A 23,622-nucleotide genomic window follows, 5' to 3' on the forward strand; every position below is an offset into this window, starting at 1 on the left:
CGTCAGCCCGATCCCGGAATTACCCTGCGGCCGCGCGGCGCCGTCGCCTCATCTTCGGGCCGGCCGAGGTAAAGCTGCGCGTGGAAATAACCGGTGCTCTCGACGCCGTCTGTGACATGCCCGCGCGCCTGTGCATTGGCGATGGCGCGCGCCTGTTCCTGCGCGTCGGCAAAGCGCCGGTGGCGGAAGGGGGGCATGTCCAGCACCTCCACGAGCAGGCCGTGATCATGCATAACCTTGATCGCGGCCGCGGTGTCGTTTCCACGGATCGGCGCGGTTATCACCCATGGCCGGCGCCCCGCCGCAGCCCCGAGAACCCTGTCCAGAGCATCGGGCAGCATATGCGCCACGCTTCCGCATTCAACGACAAGATCACATTCCGCCAGCCAGGCGCGCAACTCCTCTCCAGGGTCGGCAGCCTGAAGATTTTCGGCGTAAGCCGCGTCGAAAACGCCGGCCTCCACCCCGTATCGCAGCGCGAGATCCGCGATATCTATTCCGACGAACCGGTCATTGTTTCCGGCTCTGCGATGCGCCGCGTACCACTCCCGGTCCCGGGCCATCACCTCCCCGGGCGTCGCAGCGTCGAATTCCGGGTCCCGGTACCGCTCCAGCACGTCATCAAGAGTCAAATCGTGCCGCATCAGGGCCGCCGCGATCCCGTAGCCGCTGGCGAAATCGAGTATGTTCAGCGACTCCAGATCCCGGGTCCGGGCCAGATCATCCCGAACCCCCCGGAAGGCGTTCGCGGCATGGTGGGCGGTACGGAAACCCGCCCCATACATGGCCCGGAAATAATCCCGGCAGTCCGGCAGGTTGTATATATCGTCGAATATCGTGACGATCCGTTTTTCGCTGCTGCCCTCGTTCTCGATCATGCGCCCCTCCGGCGGAAAACTCTGTCGGCGCCAGTTGCGCAGTTGGACACGAAGAATTCAAGCCATGTCCCGCCCGCGTGATCCCGCCGTGAGCCCGGGCACAAGATTCCGTGCGCTTACCGCAACGTGATCCCCTCGTGATTGTACGAACCGCTAGATTGCATGAACAGAAGCCCGTGAACGACACTGCCGCAGCCCACGTCAAGCCAATGGAACCCGCATCATGGCCGATACCGCAACCAAAGCTTTCTCCACCTCCAGCTTTTCACAGTATCGACCGAGCGGCTCGACGCTGCTCATCGGGGGGATCGCGGCCTGGATCGCGGTGATCGTCTACGCCTCGGCAAATTCCGTGGTCACGCTCCTGGTCGAAATCGGAGCGCAGAACCCGGTTGCCGGCGGGCGCAACGCGATCACCTACTGCAATCTGCTGTTTCTGGGATCGCTGATGTCCCTCGTTCCGATGGTCGCGGTCTTCCACAAGGACTGGACGCGCGACAACCTCGCCGCGCTGACCCGCCGCGACTGGGGCATGCTGACAGTTTCCGCCTTCCTGTCATCGGCACTGACACCGGGGCTTTTCTTCTATGCGCTGGAACACACCACGGTCACGAACGTCGTTCTGGTGGGTCGGATCGAACCGCCGCTTTTTCTTCTGGCAACCTGGCTTTTCCTGGGTGAGCGACTCAATCCCTGGTCACTCTATGCAGGTCTGATCGCGCTGGCCGGGGCGGTGATCATCGTCGCCCTCAAGAGCGAGGGCGCCCTGTGGAAATTCGGAACCGGCGAAATGGCCACCGTGGCGGCGACACTCTCGTTCATCGCCTCCACGATTGTCACCCGCACCGGGCTTCAGGGTGTGCCCATGGGCATATTCGCGGTCTACCGCACGATGCTCGGCACCGTGCTCTATTTCCTCTTGGCGATCTATCTGTTCGGACCGGCGCATTTTCAGGATCTTTTCGCGCCGGTGGTCTGGAAATGGACATGGATCTACGCGATCCTGGTCATCATCGTCGGGCAACTTGCCTGGAACATCGGATTGAAATTCGCCCGGTCCGGCGACGTGTCGCTGGCCACGTCCTTCTCGCCACTGGCGGCGATCGTGATCGCGATGGTCCTTCTGGGTGAGGATCCGGGCCCGGGTCTGGTGCCCGGCGGGATCATAATCCTCGCGGCGATCGCCGTGGGGCAGTACGGACGCCGCCACGAAAGCGAAGCCCGCCGCCGCGCCGCGGAGGAAGCGCTCGAGCATGAGGGCACCGTGAATTTCAAGGGCGTCTGAGGCACGCCAAACGATCGCCGATGTTACAGCCGAACACGCTATCGCGATACAACCCCCCATTCTGAAACAATATTTCAGCGGTCCCACCACAACGTGACGCTGGCGCCGGGAGGGCGGCCTTGTCGTGATGCAGCAGATGCGCCACATGCTTGCGGACAATGCAAAGCGGAGACAGGGACAATGAGCCTCGTTCAGACAGATACAAGCACCGGACATTCCAGGGTCGCCCTGGGCGCCGCCCTGGCCTGGGTTGCGGTGATGGTCTACGCTTCGTCCAACTCCATCGTCTCGCTGCTGGCCGAGATCGGAGAGCGCCACCCGGTAGACGGCCGCAACGCGATCACCTTCTGCAACCTGCTGTTCCTGGGCTCGCTGATCTCGATCGTGCCGATGATGATCTTTTTCTGGCACGATTGGACGCGCGACAACCTGCGCAAGCTCACCCGGCGCGACTGGGGCCTTCTGACCGTGTCCGCGGTCCTGTCCTCGGCGCTGACACCGGGCCTCTTCTTTTATGCGCTGGAGCAGACAACCGTCACCAACGTGGTCCTCGTGGGACGGATCGAGCCTCCGCTCTTCCTGCTCGCGGCATGGCTCTTCCTGGGAGAAAGGCTCGATCCGTGGGCGATGGCCGCCGGGCTGATCGCCCTGATCGGCGCGGTCGTGATGATTGCCATGAAGGGCGGCGGCGCCACCTTCCGCTTCGGCCCCGGCGAGATCGCCACCGTGGGGGCCACGCTGTCCTTCATCGCCTCCACCATCGTGACCCGGGCCGGGCTCAAGGCCGTGCCACTCGGAATCTTCTCGATCTACCGGACAGTGCTTGGGACGGCGATCTACTTCGTCGTGGCGCTCTACCTGTATGGCCCCAATCATTTCCAGGACCTTCTGGAACCGGTGGTATTGAAATGGGTCTGGATCTACGCCGTGATTGTCATCATCATCGGGCAGTTCGCCTGGAATATCGGGCTCAAGCATGCCCGGTCGGGAGACGTGTCGCTGGCCACCTCATTCTCGCCGCTGGCGGCCATCCTGATCGCCATGGTGCTGCTGGGCGAGGACCCGGGCCCCGGCCTTGTTCCCGGCGGGGCGATCATTCTCACCGCGATCGGCGTCGGCCAGATCGGCCGCATTCGCCGCAGGAAGGCCGAGCGCCGCGCGCAGGAACGGGCGATGGAACTGGAAGGGCGGTGCAACTTCAAGGGGGCTTGAGGCACACCCCTCATCCCGGTGGAAGCGGCGCCAGGAGCGTGCATTCGGAGGGTTGCACAGGATCGATCCCGCACTCCCGGCAGATCGCGGCGGCCAGGTCCGCCCCGGCCTGCGACCCGAGGCTCAGGCCCGCCCGGAACTCCGGCGCCACGCGGCCGCCGCCATCCACCGGCATCGCCAGAAGCCGCGCGTCCAGATCGGCCGCCAGCCGCCGTGCCCCGGCCGCACCGGGCCAGGGGCAGATCACCCGGCAGGCCGTCGCGCCCGCGACCGCCGCCACCGCATCCGCGGGTGCACGGAACAACGCGGTCGGGAACCGCGACAGCGCCGCATGCAGGGCCGCCGCACCCGGTCCGCCCGCCTCTTCCAGGCACAGGACCACGCGCCCGCCCGCCCGCAACCGCGCGGCCAGCAACCCCAGGCAGCCGGCGATCACCGGCGGCGCCCCCGGCGCGATCACGACAAGCGCCTCACCAGCGTCCCGCGCATGCCGTTCCAACAGAAAGCCCATGATCACCGACGCCATGGCGTTGTAATGCGTGATGTCACGGCGGTCATGCTCGATCCGACCGATATCGGCTTCCGCGACTCCGCGCCCGGCACAATGAACCCGGATCATCGCATCAAGATCGGCAGCGTAATCCCCTCTGAGCTCTTCCACGGCGATGCAGGAGCGGTCAATCAGGTAGATGCCAGAATTCGGTGCCTCAAGATGCGCCAGCCCCGGCCACATATGTGTCAGCGCCGGACGAATCAGGAGGCGGGTCATCGGCATGTCATCGCCGGGGTCCGCCCATTTGCCCTTGACCAGCCCCGTGTCTGCCCCGCGCGCAGCCAGCAGGCGCGCCACCAGATCGCCCTCGAACCTGTCCAGATCCGCATCGACCTTGACCACCCAGTCATACCGTGCCGCCGCCAGTCCGGTCCGTACCGCATGGCCCATGCCAGGCCGCACCTCGGTGATCACACGCGCACCCGCTTGTGCGGCCAGGGCGCCGGTTCCGTCCTCCGAGGCATTGTCGATAACCAGAACTTCGCCAATGGCCGGGTTGCCGCGCAGCGCCGCGACCACGGTGGCGATGGTCGCCGCCTCGTCGCGGGCCGGGACAATGGCCGAGATCGGATCAGGCATGGATTGCTCCTTGCGGCGGCACCGGGGACGTTGACCGGTCTCTAGCCCATCCGACCGGGCGTTGCGAGCCCCCCGCGGGGCTCGATCCCCCAAGGGCCTCCGGCGGGAGTATTTCGGGAAAGATGAAGTTGCCCCCTGTTTCCTATTTCCTTCAATACTCCGGGCGTCGTCATTGTCCCACCATTGGTCCGGGAGTCATTGGCGACGGGCCGGCCCCCGAGGCCTGCGAGGTGAAACGCCAACGCATCCTGTGTGGCGCCGCCACGCCTTCGGGCCGGCACGGCTCAGGCGGCGGCCCGCAGGCAGGCCACGAGTGCCGCTACGTCAAGAGGCACCGGGTTCGGTTTCATCGAGGACGCGCCTTGCGCCGCCCGTGCCACCACCCCGAATTCCGCCGGTTCCAGGCCCATCGCAGTCAGCCCGGGCAGCCCCTGCGCCCGGCTCCACGCCGCCAGTGCCGCCGGGACATCCCGGGGCGCGCTCACCTCAAGCGGCGCGGCCATCCACCCCAGAACCCGGGCCATTCGTGTCACGGCATCCGCATCGCGCAACCGCTCGGCATTCACCGAGAGAACATGCGGCAGAAGTGAACCACAGACCGCACCGTGCGGTGCATCCGGCGCCATGCCGCCGATCACGCCGGCCAGACCGTGAACCGCGCCCAGTCCCGCCTGTGCCAGTGCGAGGCCGCCGCACAGGCTGACCCAGGCCATGCTGTCCCGCGCGCCCGGATCCTCCTCTTCCTCCATCAGCCGGATCAGGGCCGGCAGCGCCACGGGGATCGCCGCGGCACAAAGCGCGTCGCTCATCGGTGCGGCGCGGCTGCTCAGGAAAGGTTCGATCACCTGAGTCAGCGCATCCAGACCGGAGGCCAGGGTCACCGCGGGCGGCAATCCGTCGGTCAGCGCCGGATCAACGATCGCGAGGTCGGGCACCATACGCGTGTCACGAAGGCTGACCTTGCGGCGCGACCCCGGCACCCCGATTACCGCATTGCGCGTCACCTCGGCCCCGGTGCCGGCCGTGGTGGGCAGCGCAAGCATCGGCAGCGGCGCGACCTCCAGCGGCAAGGCACGCCCCACGACCTCAAGATGGTCCATGATCGGGCGGCGGCCCGGAATCAACGCGGCCAGCGCCTTGCCTGTGTCCAGGACGGCGCCACCACCGATCGCGACCACCAGGTCTGGGGTATGGCCGCGGGCATGCTCCAGCGCGGACTCGAGGGCCGGCAGGTCCGGCTCTCCCGGAGAGGAGACCGCCATCACGGCACAGCCTTCGCGGCGCAGCGCATCCATCAACCACGCGGCCCTTTCCGGTTCCCGCCCATGAACCAGCAGGGCGCGGCGCCCGAGACCCGCGGCCATCTCTGCCGCGTACTCCGCCTTTCCGCGACCGAAGATCAGCCGCCCGGGGGCAACCATGTCGAATGCGGTCAGGTCAGCCACGCCGCGCCGCTCAGAAGGCCAGCGTCGATTGCACGGCGCGTTGCCATGCACCGTATTTCGCATCGCGCAGCGAAGCGTCCATAGACGGGGTGAACTGGCGTTCCAGCGCCCAGGTCTTGGCGAAATCCGCCTGCTCGGGATAAACCCCGGCACGCATTCCCGCCAGCCACGCGGCGCCAAGCGCGGTGGTCTCCAGGACCTCGGGCCGGTCCACGGGCGCGTCGATGATATCGGCCAGGAACTGCATCGCCCAGTCCGAGGCGCTCATGCCGCCATCCACGCGCAGCGTGGCGACCTCGGCACGACCCGCCTCGCCGGCCCAGTCCGCCTTCATCGCCTCCAGCAGGTCGCGGGTCTGATACCCGACGCTTTCCAGCGCCGCGCGGGCCATTTCCGCCGGGCCGGTGTTGCGCGTCAGTCCGAACACTGCACCGCGGCAATCGGGCCGCCAGTAGGGCGCGCCAAGCCCGGTGAAGGCGGGCACCAGCATGACCTCCTGCGCCACATCGGCCTTCTCGGCCAATGGCTGCGTTTCGGCGGCCGTGCGGATCAGGCCCAGCCCGTCACGCAGCCACTGCACCACCGCACCGGCAATGAAGATCGAGCCCTCCAGCGCATAGGTCGTCTGCCCGTCGAGCTGATAGGCGATGGTGGTCAGAAGCCGGTTTTCCGAGTTCACAGGCACGGTCCCGGTATTGAGCAGGGCAAAGCAGCCTGTCCCGTAGGTGGATTTGAGCATGCCGGGGCTGAAACAGGCCTGCCCGACAGTCGCCGCCTGCTGATCCCCGGCCACGCCCAGGATCGGCAGCTCCGCCCCGAAAAGATCCGCCCGGGTCCTGCCGAATTCGGCGGCGCAGTCGCGCACCTCCGGCAACATCGCTTCGGGAATGTCCAGAAGATCGCAGATGGTTGTGGACCACCGCCCCTTGCGGATATCGTAAAGCAGGGTACGGGCGGCATTGGTGGCATCGGTGGCATGTACCCGTCCGCCGGTCAGCTTCCAGATCAGGTAGCAATCCACGGTGCCGAAAAGCAGCTCGCCCCTCTCGGCCCGGGCGCGGGCGCCCTCGACATTGTCGAGGATCCACTTGAGTTTGGTGCCCGAAAAATAGGGATCCAGCAAAAGACCGGTGCGTTCGGTCACCATGGGCTCGTGCCCGGCATCGCGCAGCGTGCGGCAGGTCTCGGCGGTGCGGCGGTCCTGCCAGACGATGGCGTTCTGCACCGGCTTGCCGGTCTCGCGGTCCCAGACAATCGTTGTCTCGCGCTGGTTGGTGATGCCGACCGCGGCGATATCGGCCGCCGTCAAGCCGGCCCGTTCGATCACCTCGCGGCAGGTGCCGGCGGTGGTCGACCACAGGTCGGCCGGATCATGCTCCACCCAGCCGGACCTTGGATAATGTTGCTGAAATTCCTCCTGCGCGGTGGCCAGAAGCTTCATTCCGGCATCGAAAATGATCGCGCGGCTCGATGTCGTGCCCTGATCGATGGCAAGGATATGGGTCATTTCTAGGCTGCCGCTCCGGTATGGTCACAGGCCGGGCGGCGCATGCAGTACGCGCCGCCCGGAGGGTCGTTTCGAGGTAAGTGATACCGCGAAGGCCGGGGCCTGTCGGCCCCGGCGGTGCTGCATCAGTCCTGCCACCCCGCGATCAGCTCGTCATAGCTGATGGTTTCCGGCGCAGGGTTCTCGTTGTCAAGCGCCGCCTTGGGGGCGCCCGGCTGGCTCAGCCAGTAGTCCGGATCGCGCTCCTCGTTGAGCTTGGGGCCAAGATCACCCTGGACACCGGCCCGTTCCAGCCGTTCCAGCACTTGCTCCTGCTGCTCGCAGAGGCTGTCCAGAGCTTCCTTGGCAGTCTTGGCGCCCGAGGACGCATCGCCGATATTCTGCCACCACAGCTGCGCCAGCTTGGGATAGTCCGGGATGTTGGTGCCCGTGGGCGACCAGCGCACCCGGGCCGGGCTGCGGTAGAATTCCACCAGACCGCCCAGCTTGTCGGCGCGCTCGGTGAAGCTCTCGTGGTTGACGGTGGACTCGCGGATGAAGGTCAGCCCGGTATGGGATTTCTTGGCATCCACGGTCTTGGAGACCACGAACTGCGCATAGAGCCATGCCGCCTTGGCGCGGTCCACGGGGGTGGATTTCATGAGCGTCCAGGATCCCGCGTCCTGGTAGCCGACCTTCATGCCCTCCTGCCAGTAGGCACCGTGGGGGCTGGGCGCCATGCGCCATTTCGGCGTGCCATCGTCGTTGAGGACCGCCTCGGCCCCTTCACCCACCATCGACGCGGTAAAGGCCGTGTACCAGAACATCTGCTGTGCCACATTGCCCTGCGCGGGGACCGGTCCAGCCTCGCCGAATGTCATGCCGGAGGCCGCCGGCGGCGCGTAGTCGTTCAGCCACTTGGTGTATTTCTCGATCGCGTAGACAGCCGCCGGGCTGTTGGTCGCGCCACCGCGCGCCACGCACGAGCCGGTGGGCTGGCTCTTGTCGTTCACGCGAATACCCCATTCATCGACAGGCAGGCCGTTGGGCTCACCCTTGTCGCCCATGCCGGCCATCGACATCCACGCGTCGGTGAAACGCCATCCGAGGCTGGGATCCTTCTTGCCGTAGTCCATGTTGCCAAAGACTTCCTGGCCGTCGATTTCGCGGCCGGTGAAGAACTCCGCGATATCCTCGTAGGCCGACCAGTTGACAGGTACGCCCAGTTCGTAACCGTACTCGTCCTCGAATTCTGCCTTGATCTCGGGGTCGTTGAACCAGTCGTAGCGGAACCAGTAGAGGTTCGCGAATTGCTGGGTCGGCAACTGGTAGAGCTTGCCATCCGGTCCGGTGGTGAACTGGGTGCCGATAAAATCGTCGACGTCGAGGCCCGGATTGGTCACGTCGGCGCCATCGCCGGCCATCCAGTCGGTCAGGTTGCGCACCTGCTGATAGCGCCAGTGGGTGCCGATGAGGTCGGAATCGTTGACATAGGCGTCATAGATATTCTGGCCCGACTGCATCTGCGTCTGCAGCTTTTCCACAACGTCGCCCTCGCCGATAAGGTCGTGGGTGACATTGATGCCGGTGATCGCCGAGAATGCCGGCGCCAGAACCTTTGACTCGTATTCATGCGTGGCAATGGTTTCCGATACAACCGTGATGTCCATGCCCCGGAAAGGCTCGGCGGCGTCTATGAACCACTGCATTTCGGCTTCCTGCTCGGCGCGGCTGAGCACCGAGAGATCGCCGATCTCCTCATCGAGAAACGCCTTGGCGTCGCTCATGTCCGCCAGCGCGGGGCCGGTCATCAGACCGAGCGCCGCCACCATGGCGGTGGTTGTTGTCAATCTCAAGTTCATGCTGTTGTTCCTCCCTAGACAGAACCTTGGTTTGCGTGGACGCGCCCGGACCGTCCGGGCGCGCGTTGTGGCCCGATCAGACCCAGCGGAAGACCGCCGCGGCATAGATCAGGCAGACGATCAACGCCCCCCATTGCGGGGCGCTGAGAAGCCCGAGCCAGGCCAGGTTGATGAAGGCCGAGCCCAGAAGCGTTATGAAAAGCCGGTCGCCGCGCGTCGTCTCGATGCGCAGGATGCCCTTGCGCGGGGTTTCCGGGTACCGCGCGGCGAGGATCGTGAAGATGATCAGCAGCGACGCGATCACCGCGAAGAAGGCGGCCGTTGGCCATGTCCATGCCATCCAGTCCATGTCGTATCCTCTCGTTGATCAGACCCGGCCCAGGGCGAAGCCCTTGGCGATGTAGTTGCGGACGAAATAGATCACCAGCGCACCCGGCAGGATGGTCAGCACCCCCGCGGCGGCAAGGACGCCCCAATCCACGCCACTCGCGCCCACCGTGCGCGTCATCGTCGCGGCGATCGGCTTGGCATCGACACTCGTCAGCGTGCGGCTCAGCAACAGCTCCACCCAGGAGAACATGAAGCAGAAGAACGCTGCCACGCCGATGCCGGAGGCGATGAGCGGCATGAAGATTTTCACGAAGAACCGCCCGAACCCGTAGCCGTCGATATAGGCGGTTTCGTCGATCTCCTTGGGGACACCGCGCATGAACCCTTCGAGGATCCACACCGCCAGTGGTACGTTGAACAGGGTATGCGCCAGGGCCACCGCGATATGCGTGTCGAAAAGCCCGACAGAGGAATAAAGCTGGAAGAAGGGCAGCGCGAAGACCGCCGGCGGGGCCATCCGGTTGGTCAGCAGCCAGAAGAACAGGTGCTTGTCGCCCACGAAGCTGTATCGGCTGAAGGCGTAGGCCGCCGGAAGCGCCACCGTGATCGAGATCACCGTGTTCAGCGTCACGTAGATGATCGAGTTGACGTAGCCCATGTACCAGCTCGCATCCGTCAGGATGGTGGCGTAATTGGCGAAGGTCAGATCCCGTGGCCACAACGTGAAGGCGCTGAGGATCTCGTCATTGGTCTTGAGGCTCATGTTCACCAGCCAGTAGACCGGAAGCATCAGGAAGAGCAGGTAAAGCCCCATGACCACCGTGCTGCCACTGATGCGTGACGTCGTTTTGTCGGCCATCACACGCCCCCCTGTTTATCGAGATTGGTCATCACCGTGTAGAACACCCAGCTGATCGCGAGGATCACGAGGAAATACATGATCGAAAAGGCGGCGGCGGGTCCGAGGTCGAACTGCCCCAGTGCCATCTTCACCAGGTCGATGGACAGGAAGGTGGTGGCGTTGCCCGGCCCCCCGCCGGTGACCACGAAGGGCTCGGTATAGATCTTGAAGCTGTCCATGAACCTCAGCAGGATCGCGATGGTCAGAACCCCCGACATCTTGGGCAACTCGATGTAGCGGAACACCTTCCAGCGGCTCGCCTGGTCGATCCGCGCCGCCTGGTAGTAGGCGTCGGGGATGGATTTCAGCCCCGCGAAGGCCAACAGCGCAATCAGCGACGTCCAGTGCCAGACATCCATCACGATCAACGTGATCCATGCATCCAACGCGTCCTGCGTGTAGTTGTAATCAATCCCGATCGCATCCAGCGTGTAGCCCAGCAGGCCGATATCCACGCGTCCGAAAATCTGCCAGATGGTACCGACAACGTTCCACGGGATCAGAAGCGGCAGCGACATCGTGACCAGGCAGAAGGTGGACCAGAAACCGCTCTTTGGCATGTTGAGCGCCACGAAGATCCCCAGCGGCACCTGGATCGCCAGGATGATGCCGGTGAACAGCGCCTGTCGTCCGAGGGCGCTGTGCATGCGCTCCGAGGTCAGGATATCCTCGAACCAGACCAGACCCGCCCAGAAGAACTGGTTCTGCCCGAAACTGTCCTGCACGGAATAGTTGACCACCGTCATCAGCGGAATGATCGCCGAAAAGGAGACCAGCACCAGCACCGGCAGAACCAGGAACCACGCTTTCTGATTGACCGTCTTTTCCATTATGCCGCCCCCCCGTTCGCCGGCCCCGACGGCGTTACGCGCCAGTCGTCCGCATAGATATTTGTGCCCTCCGGGGCGAAGCTGACCCGCGTCATGTCAGGCGAGATCTCGGCGCCCTCGGGCATGATCACGTTTATCTCCGTGCCGAAGAAATCCGTGCGCACCACCTTGTGGCGGCCCACGTCCTCGACGCGCTTCACACGCACGGCCAACCCGTCCTCACCCCCGGTCAGGCGGGTGAACTCGGGCCGCACGCCAAGCTGTACACGCCCGGAAAGCGCCTCGTAGCGCCCGCCAAGCGGCAATTCGATGCCGTCGATCACCGCGTGATCGCCTTTCACCGTGGCCTCCAGCACGTTCATGCCGGGGCTGCCGATGAAATAGCCGACAAAGGTGTGCTCGGGCCGCTCGAACAGTTCCTGAGGCGTGCCCATCTGCACGACCCGCCCGTCATGCATGACCACCACCTTGTCGGCAAAGGTCAGCGCCTCGGTCTGGTCGTGAGTGACATAGATCATCGTATGCCCGAACTCGTGATGCAGCGCCTTGAGCTGGGTGCGCAGCTCCCATTTCATGTGCGGGTCGATCACCGTCAGCGGCTCGTCGAACAAAAGGGCGTTCACATCCTCGCGCACCATGCCGCGCCCAAGGCTGATCTTCTGCTTGGCATCCGCCGTCAGGCCCCGCGCCTTGCGGTTCAGCTCGGACTCCATGCCGATCATCCGCGCGATCGCCTGGACCCGTTCGGCCACGTAGCTGGCCGAGGCGCCGCGGTTGCGCAGCGGGAACGCCAGGTTGTCGCGCACGCTCATCGTGTCGTAGACCACCGGAAACTGGAAAACCTGGGCGATGTTGCGCGCCGCCGTCGGCTCATTGGTGACGTCGCGGTCATTGAACAGGATCCGCCCCTGGCTGGGATGCAAAAGGCCCGAGATGATGTTGAGCAGCGTGGACTTGCCGCAGCCCGAGGCACCCAGCAGGGCGTAGGCTTCGCCGTCCACCCAGTCGTGGTTGAGTTCCTTCAGGGCATAATCGGCCTCGCCGGTCGGGTTCGGCAAGTAGGAATGCGCCAGGTTGTCGAGTGTGATCTTCGCCATTTCCGTCCCCTCCCTCAGGCTGCCTGGGCATAGGACGCGGGCGCCACAAGCGCACCGTCCTCGGCAAATACATAGACATGCGCGGGATCCAGGTAGACCTGAAGCTGCCGGCCGAGTTCAAGGTTGCGTACCCCGTGGACCAGACCGACCCAGCGTTCCCCGTGATGATCGAGATGAACAAAGGTCTCGGACCCGGTTATTTCGGTCACGGCCAGCTTGGCGGTGAATTCCAGCGCCGGAACGTCAGGGCGCTCCAGTTCCAGGTGGTTGGGCCTGAACCCGGCCAGATAGGCACCGTCGGCAAGCGATCCCAGGCTCCCCTTGGCGTCGGCTGACTGACCGTCGCCGAACATCAGCCGGCCACCGGATTTCCGGACCTTGAGAAAATTCATCGGCGGATCGGAAAACACCCGTGCCGTGGTGGCATCGACGGGGCGGCGGTACACATCGGTGGTGGGGCCGAACTGCGTCACGCGCCCCTCCCACAAGGTTGCCGTGTTGCCACCCAGAAGCAACGCTTCCTCGGGTTCGGTCGTGGCATAAACGAAAATGCTGCCGGCCTCCTCGAAAATCCGCGGGATCTCGGCACGCAGTTCCTCACGAAGCTTGTAATCGAGATTCGCCAGCGGCTCATCCAGAAGCACCAGCCCGGCATCCTTGACAAGGGCACGCGCCAGCGCACAGCGCTGCTGCTGACCGCCCGACAGTTCCAGCGGCTTGCGGTCCAGCATCGGGGTCAGCTGCATCAGGTCGGCGGTCTTCTTCACAGCCGCGTCGATCTCGGCCGATGATTTGCCGAGAAGGCGCATCGGGGAGGCGATATTGTCATAGACGGTCATCGACGGGTAGTTGATGAACTGCTGATAGACCATCGCGACCTTGCGGTCCTGCACGCGCATTCCGGTCACATCCTCACCTTGCCACAGGATCCGGCCAGTCTCGGGCGCGTCCAGCCCCGCCATCAGGCGCATCAGCGAGGTCTTGCCGGAAAGCGTCGGGCCCAGAAGGACATTCATCGTGCCTTTTTCGAGCGTCAGGTCGGTCGGGTGGATATGCACCTGCCCCGCGACCACCTTCGATACGCCCTCAAGTGCCAGCGTCATTGCACGGCCTCCCTTTTCGCCGCCGGGGCATCGCCTCGCCGGTCCCTCATCCATGCCTCGAGCGCGCCAATCTCCTCCGCGCGCATCTTCAGCCCCAGTTTGGTACGGCGCCACACCACGTCATCGGCACTCAGCGCGTATTCACGATCCATGAGCCAGGCCACTTCGCTTCCGGTGAGCGTGGCGCCGAAATCAGGGCCAAGATCCGCAGCTTCGCTTGCGTCGCCCAGCATTTCCACGGACTCGGTGCCATAGGCACGCACCAGGCGCGCGGCCCAGGCATCGTCGAGAAACCCGAACCGGTCCAACAAACGTTCCTTGAGGGCCGACACGCCGTCAACGTCGAAATCACCCCCCGGAAGCGCAACACCCGCGGTCCACGCCCCGCCCTTGCCGGGAAAGAACGGGGTCAGCTGTGCCATCGCGGCCTCGGCCAGCTTGCGGTAAGTGGTGATCTTGCCCCCGAACACGTTGAGCAACGGCGCGCCGCCCTCGTCGTTCAGTTTGAGGACATAATCGCGCGTTGCGGCCGTTGCCGATTTTGCCCCGTCATCGTAAAGCGGCCGAACCCCCGAATAGGTCCAGACGATATCGTCGCGCGTCACCGGCCGTGCGAAATATTCCGACGCGAACCGGCACAGGTATTCCGCCTCTTCGGGGGTGCATTCAGGACGTGTGTTCACATCCTCGTGTTCCGCGTCCGTGGTCCCGATCAGGGTGAAGTCCCCTTCGTAGGGGATCGCGAAGATGATCCGTCCGTCGGTCCCCTGGAAGAAGTAACACTTGTCATGATCATAAAGCTTGCGGGTCACGATATGGCTGCCGCGCACCAAACGCACGCCTTCCGTGGCGTTGACGCGGATGGTGTTGCGGATCACGTTCTCCACCCACGGTCCGCCGGCATTGACCAATGCCTTGGCCCGCACGTTGCGCTCGTTACCGGTTTCGGTGTCGCGAAGGCGCACTGTCCAGAGTTCCCCGGCGTCGCGCTCGGCCGAAACGACCTGCGTGCGCGTATTGATCGTCGCGCCCTTGGCTTCGGCATCTCGCGCGTTCAGGACCACGAGCCGCGAATCCTCGATCCAGCAATCCGAATACTCGTATGCCTTGCGGAACTTTTCCTTGAGCGGCCTGCCCGCCGGATCCGTTGAAAGATCAAGCGTCGAACTTGCGGGCAGGATCTTGCGCCCGCCCAGATGATCGTACAGCAACAAACCGAGCCGGATCAGCCAGGCCGGGCGCCGCCCGTGCATCCACGGCATCACCATGCTGAGCAGTTTCGAGGTCGGCGTCTCCGCCTCGAACCGCATCTCGCGGTGATAGGGAAGGACAAAGCGCATCGGCCAGCTTATGTGCGGCATCGCGCGCAGCAATGTCTCGCGCTCGATCAACGCCTCGCGCACCAGCCGCAGTTCGAAATATTCAAGGTAGCGCAGACCACCGTGAAACAGCTTGGTCGACGCCGAAGATGTGGCCGAAGCCAGATCGTTCATCTCGGCAAGCTCGACCTTCAGGCCCCGGCCCGCCGCATCACGGGCGATGCCGCAGCCGTTTATGCCGCCGCCGATCACGAACAGATCGCAGATATCGTCCTTCTCCCCTGACGACACCGAAGCCTCCTCCCTCAGATGTGAGCGCAAACGAAGCACAAGGCGTCACAACAAGTCAAGCACGAAAGTTCGTTTATTTTCTATTTTGCGCCTCCGGCCCGACAATCGGCCTTCGGATCCCGGCCATTCCGCAGTAATCCCGAGGTTTCTTCACGTAGTCTTGCTTTTCGCCAGAAAACGAACATAATCGAAAATGCCGGCCGGGCGCCGGTGCACCACCCGGGGGCCGCCAGATGTCAACTTCTTTCCGAAAACCCGACATCCTTGAAATCGCCCGTGCCGAAGGCAAGGTCACCGTCGAAGGGCTGGCCGAGCGTTTCGACGTCACCGTCCAGACCATACGCCGCGACCTGACCGAACTGGCCAATGCCGGAAAACTGGAGCGCGTTCATGGCGGGGCGATCCTGCCTTCCGGGGTCACGAACATCCTTTACGAGGAACGCCGGCGCCTCAACGAGACGGCAAAATCCACCATCGCCCGTGCCTGCGCCGCCGAGATTCCCGATGACGCCTCGGTTTTTCTGGATATCGGCACCACGACCGAGGCCGTGGCGCGTGAACTCATGGACCACCGCAACCTTCTGGTGGTGACCAACAACATGAATGTCGCCGCCATCCTCCAGGCCAATCCCGACTTCGAGATCGTCGTCGCCGGAGGCATGCTGCGCCGCGCCGACAACGGGCTGGTCGGCAACCTGACGGCGCGCACAATCGAGAATTTCAAGTTCGACGTGGCGGTGCTGGGCTGTTCGGCGCTCGACGTGGATGGCGATCTTCTGGATTTCGACACTCAGGAGGTCGTCGTCGGACAGACCCTGCTCACCCGATCGCGCGAAGTGTTCGTTGTCGCCGATCATTCAAAATTCACCCGCGGCGCGCCGGTGCGGATCGGATCTTTGCGGGATGTCCACCGTTTTTTCACTGACCGACCCGTGGCCGACCCGCTGGCAACCCGCTGCGCGGGCTGGGGCACGGCGGTTCATGTCGCCACACCCCCCGAAGAAGAGAAGGGGGCCACCGCTCAGCTTCCGTAAACGGTGCTCCAGCGTTCGATGAGAGCCTGCTGCAGGCGTTTGGAGCGGATGTTCCAGCTCCGCGCGCCGGGCGGGCGTTCCTGGATGGCGCGGTTGATCCGGGCGCGGCGATCGGTATCGGCGGTCAGGATCGCAAAGGCCAGCTGCCGACCGCCCGGCACCGTCGCATACCCGGCCAGCGCGCTTACGAAATAGAGCGTGCCGGTCTTGGCCGCCACCTTTACCGGGTGGCCCTTGTCGATGCGGCCATTCTCGTCCCGCAGCGGGATCGGTTTCAGAAGCGGCTCAAGCCGGTTGTCCGCATGCACGCGCACCAGCATCCTGGCAATCTCCGCCGAATTCAGCCTCGAGGCATCCCCAAGCCCCGAATGGTCCACCAGTTGCGCCGAACCAAGGCCAAGCGCCTCCCCCGACCAGCGCGACATTGCCCGGGCCGATGCCCTCAGGGATCCTGGCCGCCCCTGCCGCGCGGCGGTCGCTGCCATGCCCACCAGTTCGGCGGTCATGTTGTTGGAATATTTCAGCATCCCGCGCAGAATGCGGCGCAGCGGATCGCTGCGATGCACCACCAACGCCTTGCCCGCGGGCGCCTTGCCTGCGGTTTTCGCCTTGCCCAGTTCGATCCCGTGCGAGCGGGCGAAGGTCGCGAACACCTCACCGGCATAAGCCGCCGGCTTGCGAACCGGAAGCCAGCGCGCACCGCCATTTCCCAACGCCCCACGCGCCACTGTCCAACTGTCGTGATCGCCCTTGTCGAAATAGCTGTAGACGGGCGATCGGCGATCACTGACCTTCATGCGCGCCACTTGAACCTCGGGGCGGTAACGGCTGGATCGCGCGTCCATCGACACGCTGTAACCGCCGGATCCGCGCTTCCACTCGAAATAGACCCGGTTATAATTGAGGCTCAGCCCCGAAAGTGCAGGATTGTAACCGACGTGCTCGGGTTGGGACGTGTCAATTGCCCGCGAGAATGGCAGCGCCCCGCCCCAGACCCGGAAATTCCCGGTGATCTCGCGCACGCCCGCCGCCTTGAGCCTGGACGCCATGTCCGCCAGCGCATTGGTGTCCAGGGTTGGGTCGCCGCCCCCCGCCAACACCAGATCGCCCTCGATTCGTCCGTCCTTCAGAGGCCCGGTGGCGACAAGACGCGTCTCGAAACGAAATTCCGGCCCGAGAACATCCAGAGCATAAAGTGCCGTGACGGCCTTGGTCACGCTCGCCGGCGGCAATGTCGTGGCGGCACCGCGCGATTCCAGGATCTCTCCGGTCCCGGTGTCGGCAACCGCGAAGGCGATCCTTCCACTGAGGTTGGAGCCGGCGACGATCCGCGCCGCCGATGGTCCCGAATTCACCGCGAACCCCGCCGGCCTCAGCCGCGGACGCAGTGAGACGGCAGGGGCGCCCGCGCCTGCAGCCGTCGCCAGCCCGCCCAGTCCCGCAGCGATTATGAACCGTCTGGAAAATGCCTTCGTCATGCTGCGATTTAAGCGCAGGACGCCCGATCACACAATGCGCATTTATGTCATCGCGGCCTGTGGACGCCCCAATAGCCTTGTGCCCGCAAGCGGGTCGAGGACAGCGCCACCATCGGCACGTTCACGAAACACCAGGCGGGCGCGGCGCAACGGCTCAGCAAAAGGCTCTGACGGCCATGGATTCGCGCCTGCGCGTATATGTAGGCCGCCGGCGAGCGCCGCGCCGCCACACGCATTTCAGGACGCGCCAGAACCCCGACCGGTACCGTGTCCATGATCTCGCGCCAATCCTGCCAGAGGTGAAGCTGTGCCAGGTTGTCCGCCCCCATCAGCCACACGAATCGTAGATCGGGGCGGGCCCGGCGCAGCGCACGCAACGTCTCGGCCGTGTAGCGGGTGCCGGCCCGTGCCTCGAAATCGCTGATCGCCACGCGCGGATGATCCATGATCGCGCAGGCCGCCTGCATTCGCCGGGCAAGTGGCGCCGGGCCGCGCGTCTTGAGCGGATTGCCCGGACTCACCAGCCACCACACCCGGTCCAGCCCGAAACGCTTGAGCGCCTCGCGGCTGATATGCACATGGCCGGCATGCGGCGGATCGAAAGACCCCCCGAGAAGGCCGATCACCTGCCCGCGCCCGGCGGGTGGGGTCTGAAGCGTCATGGCGCCCTCCCTGCGACGGCGCAGCTTTGGTGCAGCGGCGCAGGGTCGTCAAGCCACACCCGGCCCGCACGTCCTGCACAACACGCCGACGGACGGACCCGGCGATTGCAATTTGATCAGCTTTCTCGGTATTTCCGATCCCGGCCGGCCACCGCCTGTTAAGGGATGCATCCGATGATTTCCCGGGGGCGGAACCGGATGGTCAGACATGGCGGGAAATGATCACCAGGCGCGTCCTGCGCCGGCACTGGCGGGCGATGACCCGCGGGATATCGGTGCGGGGTCCACACCTTCCCTGATCCTCGACCACCTGCGCGACGGGATCGCGCTGCAGGATCTCTCGGGCCGTATCGAATGGATAAACCCGGCTTGCGAACGCATGTTCGGCTGGCCCCTGGAGGAGGTGCGCGGCCGCAAACCGCAGGAATTCGCCCTCCCGCCGGCCATGCGCCCGGCCCCGGAAAACATCACCGCCTTCCGCTACGATCCGTCCGGCGGAATCTTCCGTCGCCTCCATGTGGTCCGCAATATCCGCCGGGACGGCAGCGAATTCTGGAACCAGCTCAGCCACGCGATGATCGACATGGGACCGCGCGAGGGCGACAAGCGTGTTGTCGTCACCTGCCGCGACATCACCGATCAGGTCCGTACCGAGGCCGCGCTGCACCGCGCCAAGAACGATCTTGAGCACGCGGCGCATCACGATGATCTCACCGGGTTGGCCAATCGCACCCTTCTCTCGGCCTTCCTTGACGAAGGGCAGGTCCGTGCGCGGCTTGGCGACGGGTGCATCGGCGTGCTGCAACTCGATATCGACAAGTTCAAGGAGATAAACGATACCCTCGGCCATGCCGCGGGCGACGCGACGCTGCGCCATGTCGCCGCCGCGCTTGCCGCGAATTGCGGCCGCGATGATCTGGCCTGCCGCACCGGCGGGGACGAATTCTTGCTGGTCTGCCTCGGGGTCGCCTCGCAGGAGGCGCTTCTTGCCCGGGCCGAACTTCTGCGCCGTGCCGTGGCCGCACCGCTGGACTGGCACGGCCAGGAAATCGCGGTGCGAATTTCGGTCGGGGCGAGCCGGCCCGACGGCGCCACCGGCACGGGCACGGGCGAAGCGCTGATCCGGCAGGCTGATCAGGCCCTCTATGCCGCCAAGGAGGGCGGGCGCGGCCGCGTGGTGGTCTACACGGGTCATCTCGGCCGGCGGTGCAGCGAACGCCAGCAGATGGCGCGCGACCTGCGCGCCGCGCTCTCTCAAGGGCAGTTCCGGGTTCACCTTCAACCCCAGATCACGCCGGAGGATCGGCGGATCGCCGGGTGCGAGGCCCTGTTGCGCTGGCAGCACCCCGAACGCGGCCTGCTCGCGCCCGCCGCCTTCATGGAGGTCGCGGAATCCGCGGCCCTCCTGTCCGAGATCGACCAGGCCTCAACGCTTCTGGCCCTCGACGCCCTGAAGCGTCTGCGTGATGCCGGTTTCGACGGTCTGCGCCTGTCTCTCAACGTGTCGTCCGCAATCCTCTCGGCCGCGGATTACCCGGCGCTGCTGCACTGGGCCCTGCAGGCCCGCAACCTGCCACCCGAAAGCGTCTGCGTGGAAATCCTCGAGACCGCGCTTCTCGACGGTGGCCCGGCCGGCATCCGCACGGCCGTTCGGCGCCTGAGGCGCATGGGTGTCCGGGTGGCGCTGGATGATTTCGGCACCGGCTATGCCGGGCTCGCGCATCTCACCGCGTTCGAGATCGACACCATCAAGCTGGACCGCACCCTGACTGGCAGGCTGGGCCATGACAGCCGCAGCCGGGCCATCACCCGCGCGGTGATCCGGCTTTGCAATTCACTGGGCATGACAACCGTCGCCGAGGGTGTGGAAACGCAGGTCGAACTGGATTTCCTGCGCCGTGCCCGCTGTCCGCTGGCGCAGGGCTACACGCTGGCCCGCCCGATGGAGGTGGAAGCGATGATCGGCTGGCTCCGCGATGCCCCGGCCGCGCGCCTGCCCGGTCCGGGCGGGCATATCCCGGATGCCCGCACCCGCCGTCCCTGAAACGGTAGCAATCGCCGCATTGTCCGGCATCGATCAGCGCGAAGCGGTCCGCACCGGCCCCTGGATCCGGGGCGGGGTCTCCAGCAGCCAGAAATTGCCGCCATCCGCAGTCAGGTACCGGTCTTCATCATCGGGCGGTGCATCGAAACGCAGGATTGCCGCCATGTCACTGAGAACCGCGGGATTGCGCCTGAAATACCCGTGGCTGTTGCGCCCGACGACGTTTCCGACACTGATGAAATCGACATTCCGGATGCGCTTGAAGATCTCTCTTTCCGCCTCGCCCAGATCCTCGTGGGAGAGACGTCCGAACCGGATGCCCTTCATCAGTGTCTGCGCGAGGGCCAGCACCTCGTCGCCCTCGTTCATGTAAACGGTGATCCGGCCGATTGCGGGGCCAAAGCGCTCGGCGATCAGCCGCTGACGCACAACATCGAAATCCAGATCGGGCGCGGCGAGAATCAGGTTCTCCACCTTCAGCACCTGCGGCGGGTCGCGGCCGGATGCACGCGCAGCGATCACCATCTCGCGCAACGCGGTCGTCACCACGTCGGTACCGCGGCTGTGGGCGACGATATGGAGCCTCTCCAGCTGTGGAATATCGGCCAGCAAACGCAGCGTTTCCTTCAGATGATAGATTGCGAATTCGCCACTCTCACGGTCGGTGAAATAGCTCAGCAGCCCGGCATCCCGCGCCGGCCAGCTGAACGCCACCGGAACGGCGGCCCGATCGGTCGCCCGCCAGACCGTCGCGGTGGCTGCCATCGCCTCGGCGAAATTCGTGTTGACCCCATGAACGGTCATCAACACCTCACTGCGCTGGCTTTCACGCAGGGCCGCGGCAATCCGTTCAGTGAACCGGCGTGCGGCTGCGGCATATGCCGCCGCATCCTCCGGCAGGGTCACCGGTCGTCCGCCACGCATGGTAAACTCCAGCGGTGTGGCCGGAAAGCGCACCACCTCGCGGACCGCCGGCGCCGCATCCTCGCGATCCGTCAACACCCCGTAGGCCATCGACTGGCTGCGCTCCCCGCCGTACGCGCCCACTTTCATTGGCGCCGAGGTTTCACTGTCCGGCGCACGGTCGGTGACATAATGGAGAGGCCCGGTATCCGACAGGGCGACGTCCACGTCCTGATGCCGCCCTGCGAAGGGCAGGGAACATCCCGCCAGCGCCACCATCATGATCACCATTGGCCCGGTCCGGCACGGCCGATGTTCCGGGCGGTGGCTGCGGCCGTCGCGCATGTCCGATTTTTGCATGGCTCCCCTCGCAGTCCGGCAGCCCATTATCGCTTCGCACTGCGTGAACCGCAAGGCGCGATGCCTCCCCTTGTTCCGCCGCCGCAAAGGTCATAGAACCGCCAGGTCACATCACTTCCCGAAATTATCGGAGCCCGACATGGCCAGCTATCAGTACGTCTATCACATGCAGGGCGTCTCCAAGACCTACCCCGGCGGCAAGAAATGCTTCGAGAACATCCATCTCAACTTCCTGCCCGGGGTCAAGATCGGTGTTGTCGGACCCAACGGCGCCGGCAAGTCCACCCTGATGAAGATCATGGCCGGGATCGACACCGAATTCACCGGCGAGGCCTGGGCGGCCACGGGCGCGCGCGTCGGTTACCTCCCGCAGGAACCGCAACTCGATCCGAACCTCACGGTGCGCGAGAACGTGATGCAGGGCGTGGCCGGGAAACAGGCCAAGGTCACCCGTTTCAACGAGATCGCGATGCAGATCGCCGAGGATTACTCGGACGAGCTCATGGAGGAGATGACCGCGCTGCAGGACGAGATCGACAGCGCCAACCTGTGGGATCTCGACGCCCAGATCGACGTGTCCATGGAGGCGCTGCGCTGTCCGCCCGACGAAGCCGACGTGGCCACGCTCTCGGGCGGGGAAAAGCGCCGTGTCGCCCTGTGCAAACTGCTGCTGGAGGCACCCGACATGCTGCTTCTGGACGAACCCACCAACCACCTCGACGCCGAAACCATCGCGTGGCTGCAACAGCACCTGATCGACTACAAGGGCACCATCCTGATCGTCACCCACGATCGCTATTTCCTCGACGACATCACCGGATGGATCCTCGAACTCGACCGCGGACGCGGCATTCCCTACGAGGGCAACTATTCCAGCTGGCTGGAACAGAAGGCCAGGCGGCTGGAGCAGGAGGCGCGCGAGGACAAGTCACGTCAGAAGACGCTGGAGCGGGAACTGGAATGGATGCGCCAGGGCCAGAAGGCCCGCCAGGCAAAGCAGAAGGCGCGGATCAACGCCTATAACGAACTCGCCAATCAATCCGAGCGTGAGAAGCTGGCGCGCGCGCAGATCATCATACCCAACGGCCCGCGCCTGGGATCCAGGGTGATCGAGGTCGACGGGCTGAAGAAGGCCATGGGCGAAAAGCTCCTGATCGAGGATCTGGGTTTCTCGCTGCCGCCGGGCGGCATCGTCGGCGTGATCGGTCCCAACGGGGCGGGCAAGTCCACCCTCTTCAGGATGCTGACAGGTCAGGAGACGCCCGATGCCGGCACGATCGAGATGGGCGACACGGTTCAGCTGTCCTATGTCGATCAGTCGCGCGACGATCTCGATCCGAACGCCAATGTCTGGGAGGCGATCGCCGACGGGCAGGACATCATCCGCCTCGGCGACGCCGAGGTGAACGCGCGGGCCTATTGCTCGGCCTTCAACTTCAAGGGCGGCGACCAGCAGAAGAAGGTCTCGCTGCTCTCGGGCGGGGAACGCAACCGCGTCCACATGGCACGGCTGCTGCGCTCGGGCGGCAACGTGCTGCTGCTCGACGAGCCCACCAATGACCTTGACGTCGAGACGCTGCGCGCGCTGGAAGACGCGCTGGTTGATTTCGCCGGCTGCGCGGTGGTGATCAGCCACGACCGGTTCTTCCTCGACCGCATCTGCACCCACATCCTCGCCTTCGAGGGCGAAGCGCACGTGGAATGGTTCGAGGGCAATTTCGAGGATTACGAGGAAGACAAGAAGCGGCGTCTGGGGCCGGATGCGCTGGAGCCCAAGCGGATCAAGCACAAGAAGTTCGCGCGGTGAGGTGACAACGTACCCTAGCAACTGCGTTTAGCTGATCGTGTGTGGATGCCCCCTGTTTGGCAAGCGTTATCTGCGATTTTTCGGCGGGGTCTTCGATCGGACGTGTGTCAGGCCTCTGATCGTGGCCTTCCATGACGCCACGGGCCGGTTCTCTGATTGCGGC

The 23,622-nt window shown here is 64.8% G+C and carries 19 protein-coding genes; 5 read left to right on the forward strand and 14 right to left on the reverse strand.

The features are described from left to right. Window positions 1-2: 2 nt before the first annotated feature. A complete protein-coding gene (locus DQW77_RS14115) occupies window positions 3-878 on the reverse strand; it encodes a hypothetical protein (RefSeq protein WP_113258876.1) in 876 nt (291 codons plus the stop codon). A 223-nt stretch (window positions 879-1,101) separates the two neighbouring features. Here DQW77_RS14115 and DQW77_RS14120 point away from each other — a divergent pair, with 223 nt between their 5' ends. Both DQW77_RS14120 and DQW77_RS14125 read left to right on the forward strand, forming a co-directional pair. Next, entirely contained in the window at window positions 1,102-2,163 is a 1,062-nt protein-coding gene (locus tag DQW77_RS14120) for a DMT family transporter (RefSeq protein WP_113258877.1), read from the forward strand. A 180-nt stretch (window positions 2,164-2,343) separates the two neighbouring features. Then, complete coding sequence (locus tag DQW77_RS14125; RefSeq protein WP_113258878.1) at window positions 2,344-3,375, forward strand: DMT family transporter; 1,032 nt, start codon at window positions 2,344-2,346, stop codon at window positions 3,373-3,375. Between the two features lie 10 nt (window positions 3,376-3,385). Here the strand turns inward: DQW77_RS14125 and DQW77_RS14130 are convergent, their stop codons facing one another. The 10 genes from DQW77_RS14130 to glpD form a co-directional block, all read right to left on the reverse strand. Beyond that, complete coding sequence (locus DQW77_RS14130) at window positions 3,386-4,507, reverse strand: glycosyltransferase (RefSeq protein WP_113258879.1); 1,122 nt, start codon at window positions 4,505-4,507, stop codon at window positions 3,386-3,388. A gap of 284 nt (window positions 4,508-4,791) precedes the next feature. After that, entirely contained in the window at window positions 4,792-5,943 is a 1,152-nt protein-coding gene (locus DQW77_RS14135) for an iron-containing alcohol dehydrogenase (RefSeq protein ID WP_113258895.1), read from the reverse strand. A gap of 19 nt (window positions 5,944-5,962) precedes the next feature. Beyond that, the gene (glpK, locus tag DQW77_RS14140) at window positions 5,963-7,459 is read right to left on the reverse strand and encodes a glycerol kinase GlpK (protein WP_113258880.1); all 1,497 of its coding nucleotides are present in this window, start codon (window positions 7,457-7,459) and stop codon (window positions 5,963-5,965) included. A 125-nt stretch (window positions 7,460-7,584) separates the two neighbouring features. Continuing rightward, entirely contained in the window at window positions 7,585-9,300 is a 1,716-nt protein-coding gene (locus tag DQW77_RS14145) for an ABC transporter substrate-binding protein (RefSeq protein ID WP_181711280.1), read from the reverse strand. A gap of 76 nt (window positions 9,301-9,376) precedes the next feature. Further along, the gene (locus DQW77_RS14150) at window positions 9,377-9,649 is read right to left on the reverse strand and encodes a DUF2160 domain-containing protein (RefSeq protein WP_113258882.1); all 273 of its coding nucleotides are present in this window, start codon (window positions 9,647-9,649) and stop codon (window positions 9,377-9,379) included. Window positions 9,650-9,667: 18 nt separating this feature from the next. Then, window positions 9,668-10,489 carry a carbohydrate ABC transporter permease gene (locus DQW77_RS14155; RefSeq protein ID WP_113258883.1) on the reverse strand — a complete coding sequence of 274 codons (822 nt, stop codon included), beginning with the start codon at window positions 10,487-10,489 and terminating at the stop codon, window positions 9,668-9,670. Next, complete coding sequence (locus tag DQW77_RS14160) at window positions 10,489-11,361, reverse strand: carbohydrate ABC transporter permease (protein ID WP_113258884.1); 873 nt, start codon at window positions 11,359-11,361, stop codon at window positions 10,489-10,491. The genes DQW77_RS14155 and DQW77_RS14160 overlap by 1 nt, the downstream gene beginning before the upstream one ends. Continuing rightward, complete coding sequence (locus DQW77_RS14165; protein ID WP_113258885.1) at window positions 11,361-12,458, reverse strand: ABC transporter ATP-binding protein; 1,098 nt, start codon at window positions 12,456-12,458, stop codon at window positions 11,361-11,363. Before DQW77_RS14165 ends, DQW77_RS14160 begins: the two co-directional genes overlap by 1 nt. Window positions 12,459-12,472: 14 nt before the next feature. Next, window positions 12,473-13,561, reverse strand: coding sequence for an ABC transporter ATP-binding protein (locus tag DQW77_RS14170; RefSeq protein WP_113258886.1), 1,089 nt, complete (start codon window positions 13,559-13,561; stop codon window positions 12,473-12,475). After that, complete coding sequence (gene glpD, locus DQW77_RS14175) at window positions 13,558-15,171, reverse strand: glycerol-3-phosphate dehydrogenase (protein ID WP_113258896.1); 1,614 nt, start codon at window positions 15,169-15,171, stop codon at window positions 13,558-13,560. The genes DQW77_RS14170 and glpD overlap by 4 nt, the downstream gene beginning before the upstream one ends. 233 nt (window positions 15,172-15,404) lie before the next feature. Here glpD and DQW77_RS14180 point away from each other — a divergent pair, with 233 nt between their 5' ends. Beyond that, window positions 15,405-16,205 carry a DeoR/GlpR family DNA-binding transcription regulator gene (locus DQW77_RS14180; protein WP_113258887.1) on the forward strand — a complete coding sequence of 267 codons (801 nt, stop codon included), beginning with the start codon at window positions 15,405-15,407 and terminating at the stop codon, window positions 16,203-16,205. On the opposite strand, the gene dacB is transcribed toward DQW77_RS14180, so the two are convergent. Together dacB and DQW77_RS14190 are read right to left on the reverse strand one after the other, a co-directional pair. After that, the gene (gene dacB, locus DQW77_RS14185) at window positions 16,193-17,683 is read right to left on the reverse strand and encodes a D-alanyl-D-alanine carboxypeptidase/D-alanyl-D-alanine-endopeptidase (RefSeq protein ID WP_113258888.1); all 1,491 of its coding nucleotides are present in this window, start codon (window positions 17,681-17,683) and stop codon (window positions 16,193-16,195) included. The genes DQW77_RS14180 and dacB overlap by 13 nt on opposite strands. A 47-nt stretch (window positions 17,684-17,730) precedes the next feature. Beyond that, window positions 17,731-18,345 (reverse strand): nicotinate-nucleotide adenylyltransferase, encoded by a 615-nt coding sequence (locus tag DQW77_RS14190; RefSeq protein ID WP_113258889.1) that lies wholly within the window; start codon window positions 18,343-18,345, stop codon window positions 17,731-17,733. 208 nt (window positions 18,346-18,553) lie between these two features. On the opposite strand from DQW77_RS14190, the gene DQW77_RS14195 reads away from it, so the two are divergent. Then, the gene (locus DQW77_RS14195; RefSeq protein WP_113258890.1) at window positions 18,554-20,389 is read left to right on the forward strand and encodes a bifunctional diguanylate cyclase/phosphodiesterase; all 1,836 of its coding nucleotides are present in this window, start codon (window positions 18,554-18,556) and stop codon (window positions 20,387-20,389) included. Window positions 20,390-20,422: 33 nt separating this feature from the next. Here the strand turns inward: DQW77_RS14195 and DQW77_RS14200 are convergent, their stop codons facing one another. Next, a complete protein-coding gene (locus DQW77_RS14200; protein ID WP_181711281.1) occupies window positions 20,423-21,583 on the reverse strand; it encodes an alpha/beta hydrolase in 1,161 nt (386 codons plus the stop codon). Between the two features lie 208 nt (window positions 21,584-21,791). Between DQW77_RS14200 and ettA the strand changes: the two genes are divergently transcribed. Beyond that, window positions 21,792-23,459: an energy-dependent translational throttle protein EttA gene (gene ettA / locus DQW77_RS14205; protein ID WP_113258892.1), complete on the forward strand. Its 1,668-nt coding sequence runs from the start codon at window positions 21,792-21,794 to the stop codon at window positions 23,457-23,459. Window positions 23,460-23,622 lie beyond the last annotated feature (163 nt).

The organism is Roseovarius sp. TE539, assembly GCF_003298505.1.
GTDB lineage: Bacteria > Pseudomonadota > Alphaproteobacteria > Rhodobacterales > Rhodobacteraceae > Roseovarius.

What these genes read in the sequence shown, in the direction of transcription:
- DQW77_RS14115 (WP_113258876.1), bottom strand. Translation starts at nt 878, where the DNA reads ATGATCGAGAACGAGGGCAGCAGCGAAAAACGGATCGTCACGATATTC.
- DQW77_RS14120 (WP_113258877.1), top strand. Translation starts at nt 1,102, where the DNA reads ATGGCCGATACCGCAACCAAAGCTTTCTCCACCTCCAGCTTTTCACAG.
- DQW77_RS14125 (WP_113258878.1), top strand. Translation starts at nt 2,344, where the DNA reads ATGAGCCTCGTTCAGACAGATACAAGCACCGGACATTCCAGGGTCGCC.
- DQW77_RS14130 (WP_113258879.1), bottom strand. Translation starts at nt 4,507, where the DNA reads ATGCCTGATCCGATCTCGGCCATTGTCCCGGCCCGCGACGAGGCGGCG.
- glpK (WP_113258880.1), bottom strand. Translation starts at nt 7,459, where the DNA reads ATGACCCATATCCTTGCCATCGATCAGGGCACGACATCGAGCCGCGCG.
- DQW77_RS14145 (WP_181711280.1), bottom strand. Translation starts at nt 9,300, where the DNA reads ATGAACTTGAGATTGACAACAACCACCGCCATGGTGGCGGCGCTCGGT.
- DQW77_RS14150 (WP_113258882.1), bottom strand. Translation starts at nt 9,649, where the DNA reads ATGGACTGGATGGCATGGACATGGCCAACGGCCGCCTTCTTCGCGGTG.
- DQW77_RS14155 (WP_113258883.1), bottom strand. Translation starts at nt 10,489, where the DNA reads ATGGCCGACAAAACGACGTCACGCATCAGTGGCAGCACGGTGGTCATG.
- DQW77_RS14160 (WP_113258884.1), bottom strand. Translation starts at nt 11,361, where the DNA reads ATGGAAAAGACGGTCAATCAGAAAGCGTGGTTCCTGGTTCTGCCGGTG.
- DQW77_RS14165 (WP_113258885.1), bottom strand. Translation starts at nt 12,458, where the DNA reads ATGGCGAAGATCACACTCGACAACCTGGCGCATTCCTACTTGCCGAAC.
- DQW77_RS14170 (WP_113258886.1), bottom strand. Translation starts at nt 13,561, where the DNA reads ATGACGCTGGCACTTGAGGGCGTATCGAAGGTGGTCGCGGGGCAGGTG.
- DQW77_RS14180 (WP_113258887.1), top strand. Translation starts at nt 15,405, where the DNA reads ATGTCAACTTCTTTCCGAAAACCCGACATCCTTGAAATCGCCCGTGCC.
- dacB (WP_113258888.1), bottom strand. Translation starts at nt 17,683, where the DNA reads ATGACGAAGGCATTTTCCAGACGGTTCATAATCGCTGCGGGACTGGGC.
- DQW77_RS14190 (WP_113258889.1), bottom strand. Translation starts at nt 18,345, where the DNA reads ATGACGCTTCAGACCCCACCCGCCGGGCGCGGGCAGGTGATCGGCCTT.
- DQW77_RS14195 (WP_113258890.1), top strand. Translation starts at nt 18,554, where the DNA reads ATGGCGGGAAATGATCACCAGGCGCGTCCTGCGCCGGCACTGGCGGGC.
- DQW77_RS14200 (WP_181711281.1), bottom strand. Translation starts at nt 21,583, where the DNA reads ATGGTGATCATGATGGTGGCGCTGGCGGGATGTTCCCTGCCCTTCGCA.
- ettA (WP_113258892.1), top strand. Translation starts at nt 21,792, where the DNA reads ATGGCCAGCTATCAGTACGTCTATCACATGCAGGGCGTCTCCAAGACC.